This window comes from Streptomyces sp. NPDC001902, from assembly GCF_042891295.1.
In the GTDB taxonomy this organism is placed as follows: domain Bacteria; phylum Actinomycetota; class Actinomycetes; order Streptomycetales; family Streptomycetaceae; genus Actinacidiphila.
In genome coordinates this window covers 316098-336285 of sequence record NZ_JBIATA010000005.1, presented here as the reverse complement: position 1 = coordinate 336285, position 20188 = coordinate 316098, and the positions used below count along the sequence as shown (strand labels likewise).

The window sequence follows — 20188 nt, the reverse complement described above, 5'->3', positions numbered from 1 at the left end:
GGATTCCGATGGCGGGAGCGGTACGGGCTGCTCCGTGCACCACACTATGTGGGCATGCCCCGTCGCGCCGTGAGGATGCAGCGATCAGGGCCAGGATGGCGGCCCGCGCGGACGCGCGCGGTGGAGGGAGGCGACGGCCGATGACCGCGGACCGGCTGGCTCGTGCGGTACGCCGGCAGCTCGGGCACGGCCGGGTGCTCCCCCTCGGCGGGCCCGGGGACACGGTGTGGGTCACCGAGCGGGCGGCGGCCGGGGTGCTGCGCGCGGCCGCCGACGCGGTGCCCGGGATCCGCCTGGGCACCCTGCGCATCGGCACGGCGGACGGACCTGACGGACGGGACGCGCCGGACGGACCACAGGACGGGGAGCCCGGGAACGCGGCGGCGGTGCTGCCGGAGTCGGCGCCGTCCGGGGCGCTGCCGAGGCGGCCGCTGCGGGTGGAGGCCGGCTTCGAGGCCACCCCGGAGCTTCCGCTGCCCGAGTCGGCCGGACGGCTGCGCGACGCGCTGTGGGAGGCGGCGACCGAGGGCGTCGGTCTGGAGCCGGAGGCGGTCGACCTGACCGTCACCGGACTGCTGGAGGAGGGCGGACCGCCGGCGGCGCACCCCGCGGACGCCGACGACCCGCCGGAGGGCGGGCGGACCGCCACCACCGCGGGCCGCGTCGCGGCGGCGGTGCCCGGGGTGGCCGGGCTGACCTCGCGACTGGGCGGCCGGCGGCATCCGTCACAGGTGCAGATCGCGGTGGACGCGGGTCACCGTGCCCTGGACGTCGGGCGGGCGGTGGCCACGGCGGTGACGGCTGTGACGCAGGAGATCACGACCGTCGTGGTCACCGACATCGCCGAGCGCTGAGCCACCGGGACCCGGCCCGCGGCACCGCGGCCGCGGAGCGGCGCGCGGACGCCGTCGACCCCGGGCGCCTGGTCCGCGCGCGCCCGGTCGGGGCGTTACTCCCCCACGCCCGCCAGGTCCCGCAGCCGGCGGCCCTGCGCGGCGCGTTCGGCCACCCGCTGCTCGTCGTACGAACGGCCGGCGGCCTCGCGGAGCAGGGCCTTGGTCTCGATCACCGCGTCCCGCGGCGCGGCCAGCAGGGCGCCCACCAGGTCCTTGACCGTGGCGTCCAGTTCCGCGGCCGGGACGGCGACGTTGGCCAGGCCGCTGGCACAGGCCTCCTCGGCGCCGACGAAGCGGCCCGTGGCGCAGATCTCCAGCGCCCGGGCGTAGCCGACCAGTTCGGTCAGCGGCTTGGTGCCGGCGAGGTCGGGGACCAGGCCCAGGCTGGTCTCGCGCATGGCGAACTGCACGTCGTCGGCGACGACGCGCAGGTCGCAGGCGAGGGCCAACTGGAAACCCGCTCCGATGGCGTGCCCCTGCACGGCGGCGACGGTGACGACGTCGTTCCGCCGCCACCAGGTGAACGCCGACTGGTACTCGGCGATCGTGGCGTCGAGTTCGCCCTCGGGAGCGCGTGCCAGGTCGATGAACGACGGCTCGCCGTCGAACCCTTCAGGCGTGAAGGCCTGACGGTCCAGCCCGGCGGAGAAGGACACGCCCTCCGCGCGGAGCACGACGACCCGTACGCCGCCCGGGAGGAGACGACCGACCTCGACCAGCGCCCGCCACATGGCGGGCGACTGGGCGTTGCGCTTGGCCGCGTTGCACAGCGTGACGGTGGCGACGGAATCCTCCGTCACGAGTCGTACGCCGTCACGTTCCAGCAACACAATGGGGTCGGACATCGGGCACCTCCTGGCGATCCGCAGTCTGGATTACCGAAGAGTAACCACCCGGTCGGCCGTTTCCGCGACCGGGTGGTGCTGCCACGACTCCGAGCCGCCGCACGGGGCGCCCGGCTGTGTCAGGCCGTGGAAACCTTCTTGCCCCGTGTCGCCCCGCCGCGACCGCGCAGGGTCACGCCGGACTCACTGAGCATCCGGTGGACGAAGCCATACGAGCGGCCGGTCTCCTCGGCCAGCGCCCGGATGCTTGCTCCACCGTCGTACTTCTTCTTGAGGTCTGCCGCGAGCTTCTCGCGCGCGGCGCCGGTCACCCGGCTGCCCTTCTTCAGAGTCTCGGCCACCCGTGCCTCCTCTAGGGAAGTGCGCTCTGTGACTCTCATGATCACCCCTAGGAGACTTCCTGGCCACCCATTCGGCAAGGTCCGTGCGACAACATTTGGCGCGCCGTTGACGCGGACACCCGGCGCCGGGCAAGTGGAATCCGGCATTCCGCCGGGCCGTCCCGGACTCACTCCGGAGCGCGGCGGAGAAAAGGCAGGTCACCCGGGCCGGTAAGGAGTTTCCCCATGTGACGCGGCTGATCCATTCCTACGTCCGGTATTTCGCACGTTCCCGCGCCGGTGTACGAGCCGGTCTCACACAGATGAAGGATCACCCGTCGGCCGAATGATCCAGTGGAGTGATCCACACGGATGATCGGCCGCGGGCACCGGAAGGATCAGGCGAGCGTGACGAGGTCGGCGTAGTCCTGGCCCCACAGGTCCTCGACGCCGTCGGGCAGGAGGATGATCCGCTCCGGCTGCAGCGCCTCCACCGCGCCCTCGTCGTGGGTGACGAGGACGACCGCGCCCGTGAAGGTGCGCAGCGCGCCGAGGATCTCCTCGCGGCTGGCCGGGTCGAGGTTGTTGGTGGGCTCGTCGAGCAGCAGCACGTTGGCGCTGGAGACGACGAGGGTGGCGAGCGCCAGCCGGGTCTTCTCGCCGCCGGACAGCACGCCGGCGGGCTTGTCGACGTCGTCGCCGGAGAAGAGGAACGAGCCGAGGATCTTGCGGACGGCGACCAGGTCCATGTCGGGCGCCGACGAGCGCATGTTCTCCAGCACGGTCCGGTCGGGGTCGAGGGTCTCGTGCTCCTGGGCGTAGTAGCCGAGCTTGAGGCCGTGCCCGGGCACGACCTCGCCGGTGTCAGGCTGCTCGACGCCCGCCAGCAGCCGCAGCAGCGTCGTCTTGCCGGCGCCGTTGAGGCCCAGGATGACGACCCGGGAGCCCTTGTCGATGGCCAGGTCGACGTCGGTGAAGATCTCCAGCGAGCCGTACGACTTGGACAGGCCCTCGGCGGTCAGGGGCGTCTTGCCGCACGGCGCGGGGTCGGGGAAGCGCAGCTTGGCGACCTTGTCGGACTGCCGCACCGCCTCCAGCCCCGACAGCAGCTTGTCGGCGCGGCGGGCCATGTTCTGGGCGGCGACGGTCTTGGTGGCCTTGGCGCGCATCTTGTCGGCCTGGGCGTTGAGGGTCGCGGCCTTCTTCTCGGCGTTGGCGCGCTCGCGCTTGCGGCGCTTCTCGTCGGCCTCGCGCTGGGTCAGGTACTGCTTCCAGCCCATGTTGTAGACGTCGATCTGGGACCGGTTGGCGTCCAGGTAGAACACCTTGTTGACGACCGTCTCGACCAGGTTGATGTCGTGGGAGATGACGATGAACCCACCGCGGTAGGTCTTGAGGAAGTCCCGCAGCCAGACGATCGAGTCGGCGTCGAGGTGGTTGGTCGGCTCGTCGAGCAGCAGGGTGTCGGCGTCCGAGAAGAGGATGCGGGCCAGCTCCACGCGGCGGCGCTGACCACCGGAGAGCGTGTGCAGCGGCTGGGCGAGGACCCGGTCGGGCAGGCCCAGGGCGGCGGCGATGGTGGCGGCCTCGGCCTCGGCGGCGTAGCCGCCCTTGGTGAGGAACTCGGTCTCCAGGCGCGCGTACTTCTTCATCGCGTTGTCGCGGGTGGCGCCCTTGCCGTTGGCCATCCGGTCCTCGTTCTCGCGCATCTTGCGCAGGACGGTGTCCAGCCCGCGGGCAGACAGGATGCGGTCGCGGGCCAGGACGTCGAGGTCGCCGGTACGCGGATCCTGGGGCAGATAACCGACCTCACCGGAACGCGTCACGGTGCCGCCGGCGGGCAGGCCCTCGCCCGCGAGCACCTTGGTGAGGGTGGTCTTGCCGGCGCCGTTGCGGCCGACCAGGCCGACGCGGTCGCCGCGGGCGATGCGGAAGGAGGCGGACTCGATGAGGACGCGGGCTCCGGCGCGCAGCTCGATGCCGGTGGCAGTAATCACGGGAAGAAGCTCCAGAACGTGGCGGACGGCAGTCGGACGATGTGGTCGCGGTGGGTCGCGGTCGGACGCCGTCTAATGCGTGAGGATCACTGCCATGTCTCCAGTCTACCGGGGGCGGCACGGGTCCCCGGCAAACGGTTTTCGGCCGGGGCCCCGGGGCGGGCCCGGCCGGGGACCGTCCAGGGGGCCGTGACGGGGGCCGTGGCGGGCCGGGAGGGACAAAGCGGCAGATAATCGTAGGTATGCAGTTCGACGACGACGCATCGCTCGACACGTCCCAGGTGGAGGACCGGCGAAGCGGCGGACGGTTCGGCGGCAGGCCGCGGGGCAAGATGGTGGGCGGCGGTCTCGCCGGGCTGATCGTCCTGGTGATCGGGCTGATCTTCGGCATCAGTCCCGACCAGCTGGGGCTCTCCTCCGATCCGCCGGGCCAGGCCCCGGGCACCACCTCGGGCTCGGACCTCGCCGCCGGCTGCCGCACCGGCGCGGACGCCAACGCCCACCAGGAGTGCCGCATGGTCGCGGTGATCAACAACGTGCAGGCGTACTGGGCGTCGGAGTTCCGCAAGCGCGGCATGACCTACGAACCCGCGCCGACCGTCTTCTTCGACCAGCCCATCCGCACCGGGTGCGGGGTCGCGGACCCCGCGTCGGGCCCGTTCTACTGCCCCGTGGACCGCAAGGTCTACCTGGACCTGGACTTCTTCTCGACCCTGAGCAGCCGTTTCGGCGCGCAGGGCGGCCCGTTCGCCGAGAGCTACGTCGTCGCCCACGAGTACGGGCACCACGTGCAGGACCTGGTGGGGACGCTGGGCAAGGCGCAGGACCGGCTCACCGGTCCCAGCAGCAACTCGGTGCGCGTGGAGCTGCAGGCCGACTGCTACGCGGGGGTGTGGGCGCACAACGCCACGCGGACCCCGGACGAGGACACGGGCAGGCCGATGATCAGCGCGCTCGACGAGGAGGACATCCGGCGGGGGCTGGACGCCGCCGCGGCGGTAGGCGACGACGCGATCCAGTCCCGGGTCCAGGGCCGCGTGACCCCGGAATCCTGGACGCACGGCTCGTCCGCGCAGCGGCAGCAGTGGTTCACCACCGGACTGGACACCGGCGACCCCGGCGACTGCGACACCTTCCAGCGCTGACCGGCCGGAATGTCCGTGTGCGGGGCCATTGTCGGACCCCCCTGCCAGACTGGGATCCACGTCACACAGGACGTCAGGTCCCGGAAGGGGAGGGTGATCGTCATGGCCGGCAGGGGAACCGCACCCACCGTCTACCCGACGCTGCGCTACAAGGACGCGAAGGCCGCCATCGCCTTCCTCAAGGAGGCCTTCGGCTTCACCGAGGTCGCGGTGCACCAGGGCGAGGACGGCGTCGTGGAGCACGCGGAACTCGCCTACGGCAACGGCGTGGTGATGCTCGGCAACGAGCGTTCGGGGACGGCTTTCAGCCGGATCGCCGCGGACCTGGGCGCCGTGTCGGTGTACGTGGTCGTGGAGGACACCGACGCCCACCACGAGCGCGCCGTCGCGGCCGGGGCCGAGGTCGTGCTGCCGCTCACCGACCAGGACTACGGGTCGCGGGACTACACGGCCCGCGACCCCGAGGGCAACCTCTGGTCCTTCGGCACCTACGTGCCGCGGATACCGGACGAGTAGGCCCCGCCGTCGCGGGCCCGTCGTCGCGGCCCTGTCGTCACTCTCCCCCGGTGTGCACCTGGAAGGCGGCCCGGCGGATCATCTTGGACAGGGCCGGGTCGGGGTGGGCGGCGGCGAGGGCGACCAGCACCTGGACGGTGCGGGGGTGGCCCGCGTGGCGCAGCTCCTCCAGCAGGCGGCTGACCGAGCCCTGGACGGCCGTCTCGAGATGGCTCACCAGCAGGTGGCTCTCGCCGTGGTCGGCGACGGCCGCGGCGGTGTCCACCCACAGCCAGGTGGACTCCTCGCGGGTGAGCAGCGCGGCGACGTCCTCCGGGTCCCCGCCCTCGTGCTCGGCGAGCCACAGCAGCGCGTAGGGCCGCAGGCCGGCTTCGTCCACCACCACGCGCACGGCCGGCTCCGCCGGGCCGCCGACGACGCGCAGCGCCTCGAAGGCCAGGGCGCGCAGCAGGGCGTCGTCGCCGCGTGCCACGTCCAGGAACTCGCCCACCGCCTGGGCCACCGGGCGGGCCGCCAGCCAGGCCTTGTACTCGTCGCGGGCGGCACCGGGCGGCATCCCGATGCAGGCCTTGAGCATCTCCTCGGCGGAGTGCTCGAAGTGCCCGGCGGGGCCCTGCGCGGCCACGCAGATCTGCTCCAGCTTCACCCACACCGCCCAGCTGCCGAGCGCGGTGACGGTGACCTCGCCGGGGCGGGCGGGGTCGCGGGGCCTGAGCGCGCCGACCCGGGCGAGCGCGTCCAGCGTCCAGTCCAGCAGCGCGGGCAGTTCGTCGCGGGCGGCACCGGCCGGGGGCTCGTGGCGCTCCGCGCGTAGCTCGGCCACACGCTGCCGCAACAGGTCCAGCAGTACGGCCACGGCGACCGGACCGGAGGAGAGGTGGAGCAGGGAGAGCAGTTGCGGTGCGGCCTCGACGACCTCGGCGACGAGCGAGGGGTCGGCGTCGGCGCACTCCGGCTCGAGCGCCGCGGGGTGCGCGAGCGACCACGCGTCGAAGAGCGCGACCCAGCCGCGCAGCACGGCGGTGTCGTCGCGGTCCCAGGCGCGCAGTCGCCAGCCGGGCCGGGCGGCCCCTCCTTTGTGCAGCTCGATCAGGCCGGTCAGCCGCGCCCGGTCCCAGGCGGTGCGCACCTGCCGCTCCGTCAGGCCCAGGGCGGCGGCCGCCCGCAGCACGTCGGGGTCCCGTAGTATCCCGGCGGTCCCGGGGGCGGCGGCGCCGGTCTCCGCGTCGGCCCAGCGGGCCAGCCGTACGGCGTCCGCGAGTTCGGTGCGCGCCCTGCGGGCGAGCTCGGGCAGCGCCGGGATTCCCTCCGGAGGCCGCGGCGGACGGCTTCGCCGCACTGTGGCGGCACGGCGCGCGGTGGCGAGTGGCCTGCGCGGGACAAGACGCAGCGGAGTGTCTCGCGGGATACGGGACGTCACGGGAGCAGTCTTGCGGGTGAGCACCCGGAAACCCAAACGAGCGTCCCCGTACCGGGATTGACCCCGCCCGAATTGAAGGGAGAGATACGTATTTGTACGGACATAAAGACCACGTATGGTGAGCGTCAGAGGAGGGGGGTGAGGAAGCGCCGGAGGGCCTCCTCGTATGTTGAGGGGTTGGCGTTCCACATGGCCGCGTGCGAGGCGCCGCTGATGGCGTGCAGCGTGACCAGGTCCGGGCGCTGCCGGGCGAGTTGGCGGGACGGCCCCCATGGGGCGAGCGTGTCGTCGGGACCGTGGAAGACGAGTGCCGGGACGTCCAGCCGCTCGGGGTGGGCGGCCTCGGCGATCCGCTCCGCGTGCAGTCCGGTGCGGCCCTCGGTGGCGCGCACGCCGAGCGGCAGCAGCACGCGGGGCGCACCCCGGGAGGCGGCGGCGGCACGGACCGTGCTCTGCCAGTCGAGCACCGGGGAGTCCAGGACCATCCCGGACACCAGGGAGCGCAGCGGGGAGTGGCAGGCGGCCCGGAGCGCCATCGTCGCGCCGGTGGACCAGCCGTGCAGCACCAGCCGGCGCGCGCCGTGCCGCACCGCGTAGCGCATCGCCGCGTCGAGGTCGCGCCACTCGGAGTCGCCGAGGTGGCCGATGCCGTCCCACGAGGGCGGCGCACCGGCGTCGTTGCGGTAGGAGAAGGCGAGCACGGGCAGCCGCAGTTTGGCCAGGAACGCCATGACGTTCATGCCGAGCTCGCGGGAGGTGCCGAGGCCGTGCGCGAGGACGACCCAGGTGTCACGGGCACCGGGCACGAACCAGGCGGGCAGCAGGCCGAGTTCGGCGGGTATCTCGGCGTCCCGGTACTCCAGGCCGAGGGCCGATCCCGGGGTGCCGACGTGCGTCTGCGGGGTGAGCCGCACCTGGTCGCCCGGCGAGACGCCGCCGCGGTTGATCCGCACCAGACGGCGGGTGACCGAGTCCGGGGCCGTCGAGAGCACCTCGCCGACGGTGACGTGCACCCCGGCGGCGATCAGGCCGTGCACTCCGCGCCGGGCGGTGCCCAGGGTCCGGCTGAGGGTGACGTCCTGCCCGGTCACGGCGTGGACGGTGAGCGGGTCCGGGTCGACGCCGTTCGCGGTCGGCCTCAGGGCAAGCTCGGAGACGTGCCGCCCGGCCGCCACCGCGGCCGCACCGGCACCGAACGCTGTCGTGGCGGCGAGGGCCGCCGCCGTGGTGAGGCGCATCGCTTCCAGTCTCCGCGCGCTCACCCCGCGCGGCCAGTGGGCGGGGCCGTCCGGGCTCAGTCGTTCTCGGCGTCGTGGGCCGCGCGGGGCCGGGGGACGTCGGCACGTGCGGCCCGGTGCTCCCCCTGCTCGCCGTGCTCCCCGTGGGCCTCGTGATCGCCGTGCGCCCCGTACCCTTCGTGCTCCTCCTCCGTCTCGTCCCCGGGCTGGCCGTACTGGCGCAGCCTCTCCGCGACACGGGCGAGTTCGCGCTTGGAGAGCAGGGAGGGCGAGAACCCGGCGACGGAGCGGGCGGCGAGCCAGACCTGGCACATCCACTCCAGCTGGGCGGTGCGGTCGTAGGCCTGCTCGAGGTCGTCGCCGTAGACGATGGTGCCGTGGTTGCGCAGCAGGCAGCCCGTGCGGTCGCGGAGCGCGCGCAGGACGTTGGCGGCCAGTTCCTCGCTGCCGTACGTCGCGTAGTCGGCGACGCGTATCCGGCCGCCCAGGGCCGCGGCCATGTAGTGGATGGCGGGCAGCTCGTACAGGAGCGTGGAGACGGCCGTGGCGTGCACGGCGTGGGTGTGCACGACGGCGCCCGCGTCGGTGTGCCGGTAGATCGCGAGGTGCATCGCCAGCTCGCTCGTCGGGCGCAGCTCTCCGAGCACCTGCTTGCCGTCCAGGCCGACGCCGACCGTGTCGTCCGGGCCCAGGCGGTGGTAGGGCACCCCGCTGGGGGTGACGAGCACGAGGTCGTCGCCCACCCGCACCGACACGTTGCCGGACGTACCGACCACGAGACCGTCGTCGACCGAGCGGCGGGCCGTGTCCACCAGCTCCGACCAGGCCCGTGCCACCGCGTTCCGCACCGACATCCGTGTCACCTCCGAGCGCTGATCCTGACAGGTTGACCGTTGCCGCACGTTCCCGGGGCACAGTAGCGTCCCGGCACAGTTTCCGGACCGACCACGTATACGAATTGCAGGGGCACCATGACCACCGTCAACGGCGGCATCTCCTTCTGGTACGCGAAGTCAGGGCTCCCGGTGCCGCGTGAGCCCCTGCCCGGGGACACCACCGCCGACGTGTGCATCGTCGGGGGCGGCTACACCGGACTGTGGACCGCCTACTACCTGAAGAAGGCCGTGCCCTTCCTGCGGATCGTCGTCCTGGAGCAGCGCTTCTGCGGCTACGGCGCCTCCGGCCGCAACGGCGGCTGGCTCTACAACGGCATCGCCGGCCGCGACCGCTACGCCGCGCTGCACGGCCGTGAGGCCGCCGTGGCGCTGCAGCGCGCGATGAACGCGACCGTGGACGAGGTGATCCGGGTCGCCGCCGAGGAGGGCATCGACGCGGACATCCACAAGGGCGGGGTGCTGGAGGTCGCGCACTCCCCCGCGCAGCTGGCGCGGCTGCGAGCGTTCCACGAGGCCGAGGTCGCCTTCGGCGAGAAGGACCGCCTGCTGCTGGGCGCCGCCGAGTCCGCCGCGCGGATCCGGGTCGCCGGGACGGCCGGGGGCACCTGGACGCCGCACGGGGCGCGCGTCCACCCGGCGAAGCTGGTGCAGGGGCTGGCCCGGGCGGTGGAGGCGCTCGGCGTCGTCGTCCACGAGTCGACCCCGGTGACCGAGATCCGGCCGAAGCACGCGCTCACCCCGTTCGGGAGCGTGCGCGCCCCCTACGTCCTGCGCTGCACCGAGGGCTTCACCGCCTCGCTCAAGGGCCAGAAGCGGTCGTGGCTGCCGATGAACTCCTCGATGATCGTGACGGAGCCGCTGCCGAAGGAGGTCTGGGACACCATCGGCTGGGAGGGCCGGGAGACGCTCGGCGACATGGCGCACGCGTACATGTACGCGCAGCGCACCGCAGACGACCGGATCGCCATCGGCGGCCGCGGGGTGCCGTACCGCTTCGGCTCCCGTACGGACAACGACGGCCGCACGCAGGCGGCGACGGTCGAGGCGCTGCGCGAGATCCTGGTGCGCTTCTTCCCGGCAGCGGGGCGGGTGGCGGTCGACCACGCGTGGTCCGGGGTGCTCGGCGTGCCGCGCGACTGGTGCGCGAGCGTGGAACTGGACCGCTCCACCGGCCTCGGCTGGGCGGGCGGCTACGTCGGCAGCGGGGTCGCGACGGCGAACCTCGCGGCGCAGACGCTGCGCGACCTCGTCCAGCTGGACTCCGGCCAGGCGCACGGCACGGAGCTGACGTCCCTGCCGTGGGTGCACCACCGCGTGCGCCGCTGGGAGCCGGAGCCCTTCCGGTGGATCGGGGTGCACGGGCTGTACGCGGCCTACCGCGCCGCCGACCGGCGCGAGCAGACCGGACGCAGCGCGGAGACCGACCGGGTGGCGCGCATCGCGGACCGCATCTCGGGCCGCCACTAGGCCCTCCCCCCTGCCGGGCACGACGGCCCCGGGCCGTGACCAGGATCTCTTCCGGAGGTGCCGGGAAGGGCGATCGAAGCACGTCAAAGGCCGGATTCCGGGGCGAAGTCCGCACGGCCCCACACCCCCCGCACGCACCGGCACCGCCGCGCCTCTCCTCGTTCACCTTCCGTTCATCCAGACTCCGTACGGTCGCCACGCCACTGTCCGATCGAACGAATGCCTGGGTCAATGGAACACATCACGCTCCTGATCGGAATCGTGATCATTACCGCACTCGTGTTCGACTTCACGAACGGTTTCCACGACACCGCCAATGCGATGGCGACCACCATCTCCACTGGCGCGCTCAAGCCCAAGACGGCGGTGGCCATGTCCGCCGTGCTCAACCTCGTCGGCGCCTTCCTCTCCGTCGAGGTGGCGAAGACGATCTCCGGCGGAATCCTCGACGAGAGCGCGGGCATCAAGCCCGAGGTGATCTTCGCGGGGCTCGTCGGCGCGATCGTCTGGAACCTGCTGACCTGGCTGGCGGGCCTCCCCTCCAGCTCCTCCCACGCCCTGTTCGGCGGCCTCATCGGCGCCTCCGTCGCCTCCGCGGGCTTCAGCTCGATCAACGGTGACGCGGTCGTCATGAAGGTCCTGATCCCGGCCGTCTGCGCCCCCGTGGTCGCCGGTCTCGCCGCGATGCTGGCGACCCGCCTGACCTACCGCATCGGCCGCAACGCCGACCCGAAGGCGACCGCCAAGGGCTACCGGGCCGGGCAGATCGCCTCGGCCGGTCTGGTCTCCCTCGCGCACGGCACCAACGACGCACAGAAGACCATGGGTGTCATCACCCTCGCCCTGATCGCGGGCAACGTCGTCGCCCCCGACTCCGACCCGCCGCTGTGGGTCATCGTGTCGGCCGGCATGGCGATCGCGCTCGGCACCTTCATCGGTGGCTGGCGGATCATCCGCACCATGGGCAAGGGCATCACCGACATCCAGCCGCCGCAGGGCTTCGCCGCCCAGACCGGCGCCGCCACCGTCATCCTCGCCTCCTCCCACCTCGGCTTCTCGCTCTCCACCACGCAGGTCTGCTCCGGCTCCGTCATGGGCGCCGGTGTCGGTCGCAAGGGCGGCGTCGTCCGGTGGAGCACCGCGGGCCGCATGTTCGCCGCGTGGGGGCTCACCCTTCCGGCCGCGGGTCTGGTCGCGGCGGGCGCCGCGCTCCTGGCCGACCAGGGGGACCTGGGCGTCACCGCGGTCGCCGTCCTGGCACTCGCCGCTTGCGTCGCGATCTGGATCGCCTCGCGCCGCAAGCCCGTCGACCACACCAACGTCAACGAGGCCCACGGCGACGCCGAGGAGCCGGGCGTCATCACCACGGCGATCGCCGCCGTGATCCCGCCGCCCGCCGGCCTCACGGCCGCCACCGTCGACGCCGACCCCGCCCAGGCCCCCGCCTGACGGCGGTGCCGCACCGGCCCCGGAAGGAACCAGCATCATGCACATCGACTGGGCTGCCCTCGGCTCCGTCTTCGGCGTCAGCCTCGCCGTGACCATCGGACTCGTCGGCCTGTTCACCCTCGGCATCGTGGGCCTGTCCAAGCAGGGCGCGGCCACCGGCGAGGCGGGCAGCGGCTCCGCCGCCGGCTCGACCGCGCTGGCCCGCAGCGGCGCGTACCTGTGCTTCGCGCTGTGCGCGGCAGCCGTCGCGTACGGGATCTTCCTGATCGTCGCCTGACCCGCGGGTCCCCGGGCCGCGTGCGCGCGGCCCGGTGTGAAGTTGACCTCAGCTCCCGGCTATCCCGCCGTGAGCTGGGGTTTCTTCTTTTCCACAGGCCGTCGCGGTGAGTTGACGGGCCGGAGCGGCGCGTGGTGGTATCGGAACCGCCAAACGGCGGCAGGAGAGGAAGTCCGGTGCGAATCCGGCGCGGTCCCGCCACTGTCACCGGGGAGCGGACCCCCGCCCATGGCCACGGTCCCGTGAGGGGCTGGAAGGCCGGGGGTGCCGCCGATCCGGGAGCCAGGAGACTCTCGTCGCCGGTCACGTCGAACCAGGGCGCGGACCCTGAGTGAGGACTCCTGTGATGCGCGGCCCCGGCCGTTCACCCGACACCGGCGTCGCGGCGCCGTGCGCGTTCGCCACCGGTGCCGCCCTCGGCTGGCTCGCCGACCTCGCCCTCGCCGACCCGCGCCGCGGTCACCCCGTGGCGGTGTTCGGCAGCGCCGCCGCCGGCCTGGAGCGTGCCCTGTGGCGCGACCACCGCGGCCGGGGTGCCCTCCACACGGTGCTGTGCGCGGGCGGCGCGGTGGCGGCCGCGGCCGGGCTCCAGCGTGCGGCACGCCGTTCCGGCCCCGCCTCCGTCGCCCTGACGGCGGCGGCGACCTGGGCCGTGCTCGGCGGGACCTCCCTGGTACGGGAGGCGCGCGCCATCGGCGCCGCCCTGTCCGCCGGGGACACCGAGGCGGCGCGCGGGCGGCTGCCCCATCTGTGCGGCCGCGACCCGCAGGCGCTGGACGAGGCCCAGTTGGCCCGGGCGGTCGTGGAGTCCGTCGCCGAGAACACCTCGGACGCCGTCGTGGGCGCCCTGGTGTGGGGCGCGCTGGGCGGCGTGCCCGGGCTGGTGGGCTTCCGGGCGGTCAACACCCTCGACGCGATGGTGGGCCACAAGTCCCCGCGGCACCGGCGGTTCGGCTGGACGGCGGCCCGGCTGGACGACGTGGCCGGCTACCCCGGCGCCCGGCTGACCGCCGCGCTCGCGATGCTGGCCGGGCCCGACCCCCGGGGGGCCTGGCGGGCCTGGCGCAGGGACGGCTCCCGGCATCCCAGCCCGAACGCGGGGCCGGTGGAGGCCTCGTTCGCAGGGGCGTTGGGCGTGCGCCTCGGGGGGACGCTTGCCTATGGCGGGCGGGTCGAGCACCGGCCCGTCCTGGGGGCGGGCAACCGGCCGGTGGAGGTACGGGATATCGAACGGGCGGCACGGTTGTCGCGACGGGTCGGCGCGCTGGCGCTGGCGGTCGCGGTGGGCGGGCGCCTGGCGTGGGGCGCGGTCGCCCGGAGGAGGAACGCATGAGGGGCGGGGGCCTGCTGGTCGCCGGGACCACGTCGGACGCCGGCAAGAGCGTCGTCACGGCGGGGATCTGCCGGTGGCTGGCGCGGCAGGGTGTGTCCGTGGCGCCCTTCAAGGCGCAGAACATGTCGCTGAACTCGTACGTGACGCGCGAGGGCGCCGAGATCGGCCGCGCCCAGGCGATGCAGGCCCAGGCCGCGCGCGTGGAGCCCTCGGCCCTGATGAACCCGGTGCTGCTCAAGCCCGGCGGGGACCGCACCAGCCAGGTCGTCCTGATGGGGCGCCCGGTGGGCGAGATGAGCGCGCGCGGCTACCACAACGGGAGCCGCGCGCAGCTGCTGGAGACCGTCACCGGCTGCCTGGAGGAGCTGCGCGGCCGGTACGACGCGGTGATCTGCGAGGGCGCCGGCAGCCCCGCCGAGATCAACCTGCGGCGGGGCGACATCGTCAACATGGGCCTGGCGCGGGCCGCCAGGCTCCCGGTGGTCGTGGTCGGCGACATCGACCGGGGCGGGGTCTTCGCCTCGTTCTTCGGGACGACGGCGCTGCTGGCCCCCGAGGACCAGGAGCTGGTCTGCGGCTACCTGGTCAACAAGTTCCGCGGCGACGTGTCCTTGCTGGAGCCGGGTCTTGAGATGCTGCGCGGGCTGACCGGGCGCCGCTTCTACGGGGTGCTGCCGTACCGGCACGGCCTCGGCATCGACGAGGAGGACGGCCTGCGGATGTCGCTGCGCGGCACCGTCAGGGAGTCGGACACGGCGGCGCCGCACGGTGAGGACGTCCTGCGGGTCGCCGTCGCGGCGGTCCCGCTGATGTCGAACTTCACCGACGTGGACGCGCTCGCCGCCGAGCCCGGTGTGCTCGTCCGCTTCGTCGACCGGCCCGAGGAACTGGCCGACGCCGACCTCGTCGTCCTGCCCGGCACCCGCGGCACGGTCAAGGCCCTGGAGTGGCTGCGGCAGCGGGGCCTGGCCGATGCCGTCACCCGCCGGGCCGCGCAGGGGCGCCCGGTGCTGGGGATCTGCGGCGGCTTCCAGATGCTCGCCGAGACGATCGAGGACGACGTCGAGTCCCGCGCCGGTACGGTCGCCGGTCTCGGCCTGCTGCCGGCGCGCATCCGCTTCGCCGTGGCGAAGACCCTGGCCAGGCCCTCCGGGAAGGCGTACGGCGAAACGGTCGAGGGGTACGAGATCCACCACGGCGTCGCCGACGTCCGCGGCGGCGACGAGCCCTTCCTGGACGGCTGCCGCAGCGGCGCGGTCTGGGGCACCCACTGGCACGGCTCGCTGGAGAGCGACGGCTTCCGCCGCGCCTTCCTGCGCCGCGTCGCCCTGGCCGCGGGACGGCGCTTCGTCCCGGCCCCCGGCACCGCCTTCGGCGCGCTCCGCGAGGAGCAGCTGGACCGGCTGGGCGACCTGATCGAGGAGCACGCCGACACCGGCGCGCTGCTCCGCCTGATCGAGCAGGGCCCCCCTGCGGGGCTGCCCTTCGTCCCCCCGGGGGCGCCGTGAGCACCCCGTCGCGGCCCCGGAGCGGGGCCGTCCGTGAGCACCGCCGCAACGACCGTTCGACCCAGGAGGCCGCGTGAGCACCCCTTACCCCTTCACCGCGATCGTCGGGATGGCGGACCTGCGCCTGGCGTTGCTGCTGAACGCGGTCAGCCCGGCGGTGGGCGGTGTACTGGTGCGCGGCGAGAAGGGCACCGCCAAGTCGACCGCCGTACGGGCGCTGTCGGCGCTGCTGCCGCCCGTGGACGTCGTGCCCGGCTGCCGCTTCGGCTGCGACCCGGCGGCGCCCGACCCGGCCTGCCCGGACGGGCCGCACGGCCCGGACGCCGGCGCGGAGAGCCGGGCGGCGCGCATGGTGGAGCTACCGGTCGGCGCGTCCGAGGACCGCCTCGTCGGCGCCCTGGACATCGAACGGGCCCTGGCGGAGGGCGTGAAGGCCTTCGAGCCCGGGCTGCTGGCCGACGCGCACCGCGGCGTGCTGTACGTGGACGAGGTCAACCTCCTCCACGACCACCTGGTGGACCTGCTGCTGGACGCGGCCGCCATGGGCGCCTCCTACGTCGAGCGGGAGGGCGTCTCCGTGCGCCACGCCGCGCGCTTCCTCCTCGTCGGCACGATGAACCCCGAAGAGGGCGAGCTGCGGCCGCAGTTGCTGGACCGCTTCGGTCTCACGGTGGAGGTCGCGGCGTCGCGGGAGACCGACGAGCGGGTGCAGGTCGTCCGGCGGCGCCTCGCCTACGACGCGGACCCGGCGGGCTTCGCCGCCGCCTGGCAGGCCGAGGAGCGGGAACTGCGCGAGCGGATCGCGGCGGCGCGGGCGCTGTTGCCCGCGGTGTCGCTCGGCGACGGCGCGCTCCGCCAGATCGCGGCCACCTGCGCGGCCTTCGAGGTGGACGGGATGCGCGCGGACATCGTCATGGCGCGCACGGCGACCGCCCTGGCCGCCTGGGCCGGACGCACCGACGTGACCGACGCCGACGTACGGCAGGCCGCGCTGCTGGCGCTGCCGCACCGGCGCCGCCGCAATCCCTTCGACGCGCCGGGCCTGGACGAGGACAAGCTCGACGAGACCCTGGAGCGCAACCGCGCCGAGGACGACGACCCGGACCCGGACCCCGGACCCGGCCCCGACGGCGGCGGACCCGACGGCGGCGGCCGCCCGCCGCAGGGTGACGACGGCGCCCCCGACACCACCCCCGACATCGCCCCGCCCCGGGAGCCGGCGGACTCCGGTCCCCAGCCCGAGCCCTCGCAGGCGCCGCAGGGCGGCGTCGGGGAACGGGCCGCGGTGCCCGCGGCCGAGCCCTTCAAGGCCCGCACCCTGACCGTTCCCGGCCTCGGCGAGGGCGCCGCCGGCCGCCGCTCACGGGCCCGTACCGCGCACGGCAGGACGACCGGCGCCCGGCGGCCCCACGGCACCCTGTCCAAGCTGCACCTGGCCGCCACCGTGCTCGCCGCCGCCCCGCACCAGCGGGCGCGCGGGCGGGGCGGCCCGGGCCTGGTGATCCGCCGGGACGACCTGCGCGAAGCGGTGCGGGAGGGTCGCGAGGGCAACCTGGTGCTCTTCGTCGTCGACGCCTCGGGCTCGATGGCTGCCCGGCAGCGCATGAGCGCGGTCAAGGGCGCGGTGCTGTCGCTGCTGCTCGACGCCTACCAGCGGCGCGACAAGGTCGGCCTGGTCACCTTCCGCGGCGCGACGGCGGAGCTGGCGCTGCCGCCGACCTCGTCGGTCGACGCGGGCGCGGCACGCCTGGAGAAGCTGCCCACCGGCGGCCGCACCCCGCTGGCCGCCGGGCTGCTGAAGGCGCAGGACGTGCTGCGCGTGGAGCGGCTGCGGGACCCCTCGCGCCGCCCGCTGCTGGTCGTGGTCACCGACGGCCGGGCGACCGGCGGGCCCGAGCCGGTGCGCACGGCCGCGCGGGCCGCACGGCTGCTGGCGGCCGAGGGCACCGCGTCGGTGGTCGTCGACTGCGAGTCCGGGCCGGTGCGCCTGGGGCTCGCGGGCGAGCTGGCCCGCGAACTGCACGGCACCGCCGTGACGTTGGACGAGCTGCGCGCGGACAGCGTCGCGGCACTGGTACGGGACGTACGGAGGGCCGCGTAATGCCGCAGGGACAGCCGAGTGTGGTGCCGCAGGACGGTCTGACCACGCGCCAGCGCCGCAACCGGCCGCTGGTGATGGTGCACACCGGCACCGGCAAGGGGAAGTCGACCGCCGCCTTCGGCCTGGCGCTGCGGGCCTGGAACCAGGGCTGGCCGGTCGGGGTGTTCCAGTTCGTCAAGTCCGCGAAGTGGAAGGTCGGCGAGGAACGGGCGCTGCGCGTGCTCGGCGCCTCCGGCGAGGGCGGCACCGTCGCCTGGCACAAGATGGGCGAGGGCTGGTCCTGGGTCCAGCGGGACATCTCGGAGAGCGAGGACGCCGCGCGCGAGGGCTGGGAGCAGGTCAAGCGCGACCTGGCCGCCGAGACCTACCGGCTGTACGTGCTGGACGAGTTCGCCTACCCGCTGCACTGGGGGTGGATCGACACCGACGAGGTGGTCTCCGTGCTCCGTGACCGGCCCGGCACCCAGCACGTCGTCATCACCGGGCGCAACGCCCCGCAGCCGCTGCTGGACTTCGCGGACCTGGTCACCGAGATGGGCAAGGTGAAGCACCCGATGGACGCCGGCCAGAAGGGCCAGAAGGGCATCGAGTGGTAGCCAGGATCGTCGTCGCGGCCCCAGCCTCGGGGAGCGGCAAGACCACCGTCGCCACGGGTCTGATGGCCGCCTTCGCGGAGGCCGGGCTCGCGGTCTCCCCGCACAAGGTGGGCCCCGACTACATCGACCCCGGCTACCACGCGCTGGCCACCGGCCGCCCGGGCCGCAACCTGGACGCCTACATGTGCGGCCCGGAGCGGATCGCGCCGCTGTTCCTGCACGGCGCGCGGGGGGCCGACCTGGCCGTCGTGGAGGGCGTGATGGGGCTCTTCGACGGCGCCTCCGGGATGGGCGAGCTGGCCTCCACCGCTCATGTGGCGAAGCTGCTGCGGGCACCGGTGGTGCTGGTGGTGGACGCCTCGTCGCAGTCCCGTTCGGTGGCGGCGCTGGTGCACGGCTTCGCCTCGTGGGACCCGCAGGTGCGGGTCGCCGGCGTCATCCTCAACAAGGTCGGCTCCGACCGGCACGAGGAGCTGCTGCGCGACGCCCTCGACGGCGCCGGCGTGCCCGTGCTGGGCGCGCTGCGGCGCGACACGGCGGTCGGCACGCCCTCCCGGCACCTGGGCCTGGTCCCGGTCGCGGAGCGGCGCGCGGACGCCGTCGACGCCGTGCGGGCCCTGGCCGCCCGGGTGCGGGAGGGCTGCGACATGGAGGCGCTGCTGGCGCTGGCGCGCAGTGCTCCCCCGCTCACGGACGAGCCCTGGGACCCGCGGGAGGCGGCGGCCGGTCCGGCGGCGCCGGGCGGACGGCCGGTGGTCGCGGTGGCGGGCGGGGCGGCGTTCACCTTCTCGTACGCCGAGCACGTCGAACTGCTCGCCGCGGCGGGGGCGGAGGTCGTCACCTTCGACCCGCTGCGCGACGAGCACCTGCCGCCCGGCGCCGCGGGGCTGGTCATAGGCGGCGGCTTCCCCGAGATGTACGCCCACGAACTGTCCGCCAACGAGCCGCTGCGCAAGGCCGTCGGCGCCTTCGCCGGGCCCGTGACGGCGGAGTGCGCGGGCCTGCTCTACCTCGGGCGGGAACTGGACGGACGTCCCATGTGCGGGGTGCTGGACACCACGGCCCGCATGTCGGACCGGCTCACCCTGGGCTACCGCGAGGCGGTCGCGATCGCCGACAACGCGCTGGCGGCCGCCGGGACGCGGGTGCGCGGCCACGAGTTCCACCGCACCGTCGTGGAGCCCGTCGCCGGGGCCACCCCCGCCTGGGGAGTGATCCGGCCGGAGCGGCGCGTGGAGGGCTTCGTGCGGGGCGGCGTGCACGCGTCGTACCTGCACGTCCACTGGGCCGCCGAGCCGTCCCTGGCACGGCGGTTCGTCGCCTCCTGCGCGGGCGGCGCGGGCGCGGCCGCGTGAGCGTCGTCGTCGGCGTCGGGGCGGGCCGCGGGGTGGCGGCGGCCGAAGTGCTCGCGCTCGTGCGGTCCGTGCTCGCCGAGGCCGGGGTGCCGGAGCCGTCCGTCACGGCGCTGGCGACCGTGGACGGCAAGGCCGGTGAGCCGGGTCTCGTCGCGGCGGCGGCGCGGCTGGGCGTCCCCCTGGTGACGTACGACGCGCGTACGCTGGCCGCGGTCGACGTGCCGAGCCCCTCGGCCGCCCCGCTGGCCGCGGTCGGCACGCCCTCCGTCGCGGAGGCGGCCGCGCTCGCCGCGGCGCCCGGCGGCGAACTGCTGGTGCCGAAGAGGAAGTCCGCCCCCGGGAGCGGTACGGCGAGGGCGACCGCGGCCGTGGCGCGGCACCGTACGCCCGATCCCGGCACGGACGGCAGGCACGGCACGCACGGCACGACGGAGGAGAAGGCACCGTGAGCAACCCCCCGCCCGAGGACGTGCTGGAGCGACGCGTGGACGCCGCGCTGGGCGGCGGCCGCCGTACGCCGCTGGATCTGGCGGCGACCATGGTGCTGCTGGTCGGCGCCGGCTCCCCCGAGGCCGCCGGCAACGCCGAAGTGGCCCGCACCGCGCGGCTGCTGTGGGAGGGCCGGGGCTACGCGGGCGTGGAGACCGCCTTCCTGACGACGGCGGCGCCGGACGTGCCCGCGGGCCTGGAGCGCTGCGCACGGCTCGGAGCCCGGCGGATCGTCGTGCTGACCTGCTTCCCGGCGGACGCGGCCCTGGAGGAGCGGGTCCGGCAGCAGGCGGAGGGCTGGGCCGAGGCGCGTCCCGAAGCCGACGTACGGCACGCGCCG

At 74.5% G+C, this 20188-nt stretch carries 17 protein-coding genes, 2 pseudogenes and 1 riboswitch; of the genes and pseudogenes, 13 read left to right on the top strand and 6 right to left on the bottom strand.

Annotation, left to right across the window (positions count from 1 at the left end; all coding sequences use genetic code 11):
- Positions 1-140: 140 nt before the first annotated feature.
- The gene (locus ACFYYN_RS12415) at positions 141-854 is read left to right on the top strand and encodes a hypothetical protein (protein WP_500545691.1); all 714 of its coding nucleotides are present in this window, start codon (positions 141-143) and stop codon (positions 852-854) included.
- 95 nt (positions 855-949) lie between these two features.
- Here the strand turns inward: ACFYYN_RS12415 and ACFYYN_RS12410 are convergent, their stop codons facing one another.
- The 3 genes from ACFYYN_RS12410 to ACFYYN_RS12400 form a co-directional block, all read right to left on the bottom strand.
- Entirely contained in the window at positions 950-1741 is a 792-nt protein-coding gene (locus ACFYYN_RS12410; protein ID WP_500545690.1) for an enoyl-CoA hydratase/isomerase family protein, read from the bottom strand.
- 119 nt (positions 1742-1860) lie between these two features.
- Positions 1861-2082, bottom strand: a complete 222-nt coding sequence (locus ACFYYN_RS12405) for a helix-turn-helix domain-containing protein (RefSeq protein WP_018560612.1) — start codon at positions 2080-2082, stop codon at positions 1861-1863.
- Positions 2083-2459: 377 nt separating this feature from the next.
- A complete protein-coding gene (locus ACFYYN_RS12400; RefSeq protein ID WP_499511146.1) occupies positions 2460-4058 on the bottom strand; it encodes an ABC-F family ATP-binding cassette domain-containing protein in 1599 nt (532 codons plus the stop codon).
- Positions 4059-4300: 242 nt separating this feature from the next.
- On the opposite strand from ACFYYN_RS12400, the gene ypfJ reads away from it, so the two are divergent.
- A complete protein-coding gene (ypfJ, locus tag ACFYYN_RS12395) occupies positions 4301-5203 on the top strand; it encodes a KPN_02809 family neutral zinc metallopeptidase (RefSeq protein ID WP_500545689.1) in 903 nt (300 codons plus the stop codon).
- Between the two features lie 102 nt (positions 5204-5305).
- Complete coding sequence (locus ACFYYN_RS12390; RefSeq protein ID WP_500545688.1) at positions 5306-5719, top strand: VOC family protein; 414 nt, start codon at positions 5306-5308, stop codon at positions 5717-5719.
- Between the two features lie 37 nt (positions 5720-5756).
- Here the strand turns inward: ACFYYN_RS12390 and ACFYYN_RS12385 are convergent, their stop codons facing one another.
- The 3 genes and pseudogenes from ACFYYN_RS12385 to ACFYYN_RS12375 all read right to left on the bottom strand — a co-directional run.
- Positions 5757-7139: a hypothetical protein gene (locus ACFYYN_RS12385; protein WP_499511149.1), complete on the bottom strand. Its 1383-nt coding sequence runs from the start codon at positions 7137-7139 to the stop codon at positions 5757-5759.
- 125 nt (positions 7140-7264) lie between these two features.
- Positions 7265-8377 (bottom strand): alpha/beta hydrolase family protein, encoded by a 1113-nt coding sequence (locus ACFYYN_RS12380; protein WP_500545687.1) that lies wholly within the window; start codon positions 8375-8377, stop codon positions 7265-7267.
- Between the two features lie 200 nt (positions 8378-8577).
- A pseudogene (locus ACFYYN_RS12375) lies at positions 8578-9231 on the bottom strand (class II aldolase/adducin family protein); the annotation flags it as partial.
- Positions 9232-9348: 117 nt separating this feature from the next.
- On the opposite strand from ACFYYN_RS12375, the gene ACFYYN_RS12370 reads away from it, so the two are divergent.
- The 10 genes and pseudogenes from ACFYYN_RS12370 to ACFYYN_RS12325 form a co-directional block, all read left to right on the top strand.
- The gene (locus tag ACFYYN_RS12370) at positions 9349-10740 is read left to right on the top strand and encodes an NAD(P)/FAD-dependent oxidoreductase (protein WP_500545686.1); all 1392 of its coding nucleotides are present in this window, start codon (positions 9349-9351) and stop codon (positions 10738-10740) included.
- A gap of 231 nt (positions 10741-10971) precedes the next feature.
- Entirely contained in the window at positions 10972-12189 is a 1218-nt protein-coding gene (locus ACFYYN_RS12365) for an inorganic phosphate transporter (protein WP_499511152.1), read from the top strand.
- A 37-nt stretch (positions 12190-12226) separates the two neighbouring features.
- A complete protein-coding gene (locus ACFYYN_RS12360; protein WP_500327331.1) occupies positions 12227-12466 on the top strand; it encodes a hypothetical protein in 240 nt (79 codons plus the stop codon).
- A 166-nt stretch (positions 12467-12632) separates the two neighbouring features.
- Positions 12633-12758: riboswitch (cobalamin riboswitch) on the top strand.
- A gap of 54 nt (positions 12759-12812) precedes the next feature.
- Positions 12813-13799 (top strand): cobalamin biosynthesis protein, encoded by a 987-nt coding sequence (locus ACFYYN_RS12355; protein WP_500545685.1) that lies wholly within the window; start codon positions 12813-12815, stop codon positions 13797-13799.
- Complete coding sequence (locus ACFYYN_RS12350) at positions 13796-15307, top strand: cobyric acid synthase (RefSeq protein ID WP_500545684.1); 1512 nt, start codon at positions 13796-13798, stop codon at positions 15305-15307. Before ACFYYN_RS12355 ends, ACFYYN_RS12350 begins: the two co-directional genes overlap by 4 nt.
- A gap of 73 nt (positions 15308-15380) precedes the next feature.
- Entirely contained in the window at positions 15381-17408 is a 2028-nt protein-coding gene (locus ACFYYN_RS12345; protein ID WP_500327326.1) for a putative cobaltochelatase, read from the top strand.
- Positions 17408-18004, top strand: a complete 597-nt coding sequence (cobO, locus tag ACFYYN_RS12340) for a cob(I)yrinic acid a,c-diamide adenosyltransferase (RefSeq protein WP_499511157.1) — start codon at positions 17408-17410, stop codon at positions 18002-18004. The genes ACFYYN_RS12345 and cobO overlap by 1 nt, the downstream gene beginning before the upstream one ends.
- Positions 17998-19359: a cobyrinic acid a,c-diamide synthase CobB gene (locus tag ACFYYN_RS12335; RefSeq protein WP_500545683.1), complete on the top strand. Its 1362-nt coding sequence runs from the start codon at positions 17998-18000 to the stop codon at positions 19357-19359. The genes cobO and ACFYYN_RS12335 overlap by 7 nt, the downstream gene beginning before the upstream one ends.
- A pseudogene (locus tag ACFYYN_RS12330) lies at positions 19329-19736 on the top strand (cobalamin biosynthesis protein); the annotation flags it as partial. The gene ACFYYN_RS12335 and the pseudogene ACFYYN_RS12330, both read left to right, overlap by 31 nt.
- A 68-nt stretch (positions 19737-19804) precedes the next feature.
- Positions 19805-20188 (top strand): CbiX/SirB N-terminal domain-containing protein (locus ACFYYN_RS12325; RefSeq protein ID WP_500545682.1); only part of this gene is annotated, 384 nt, incomplete at its 3' end.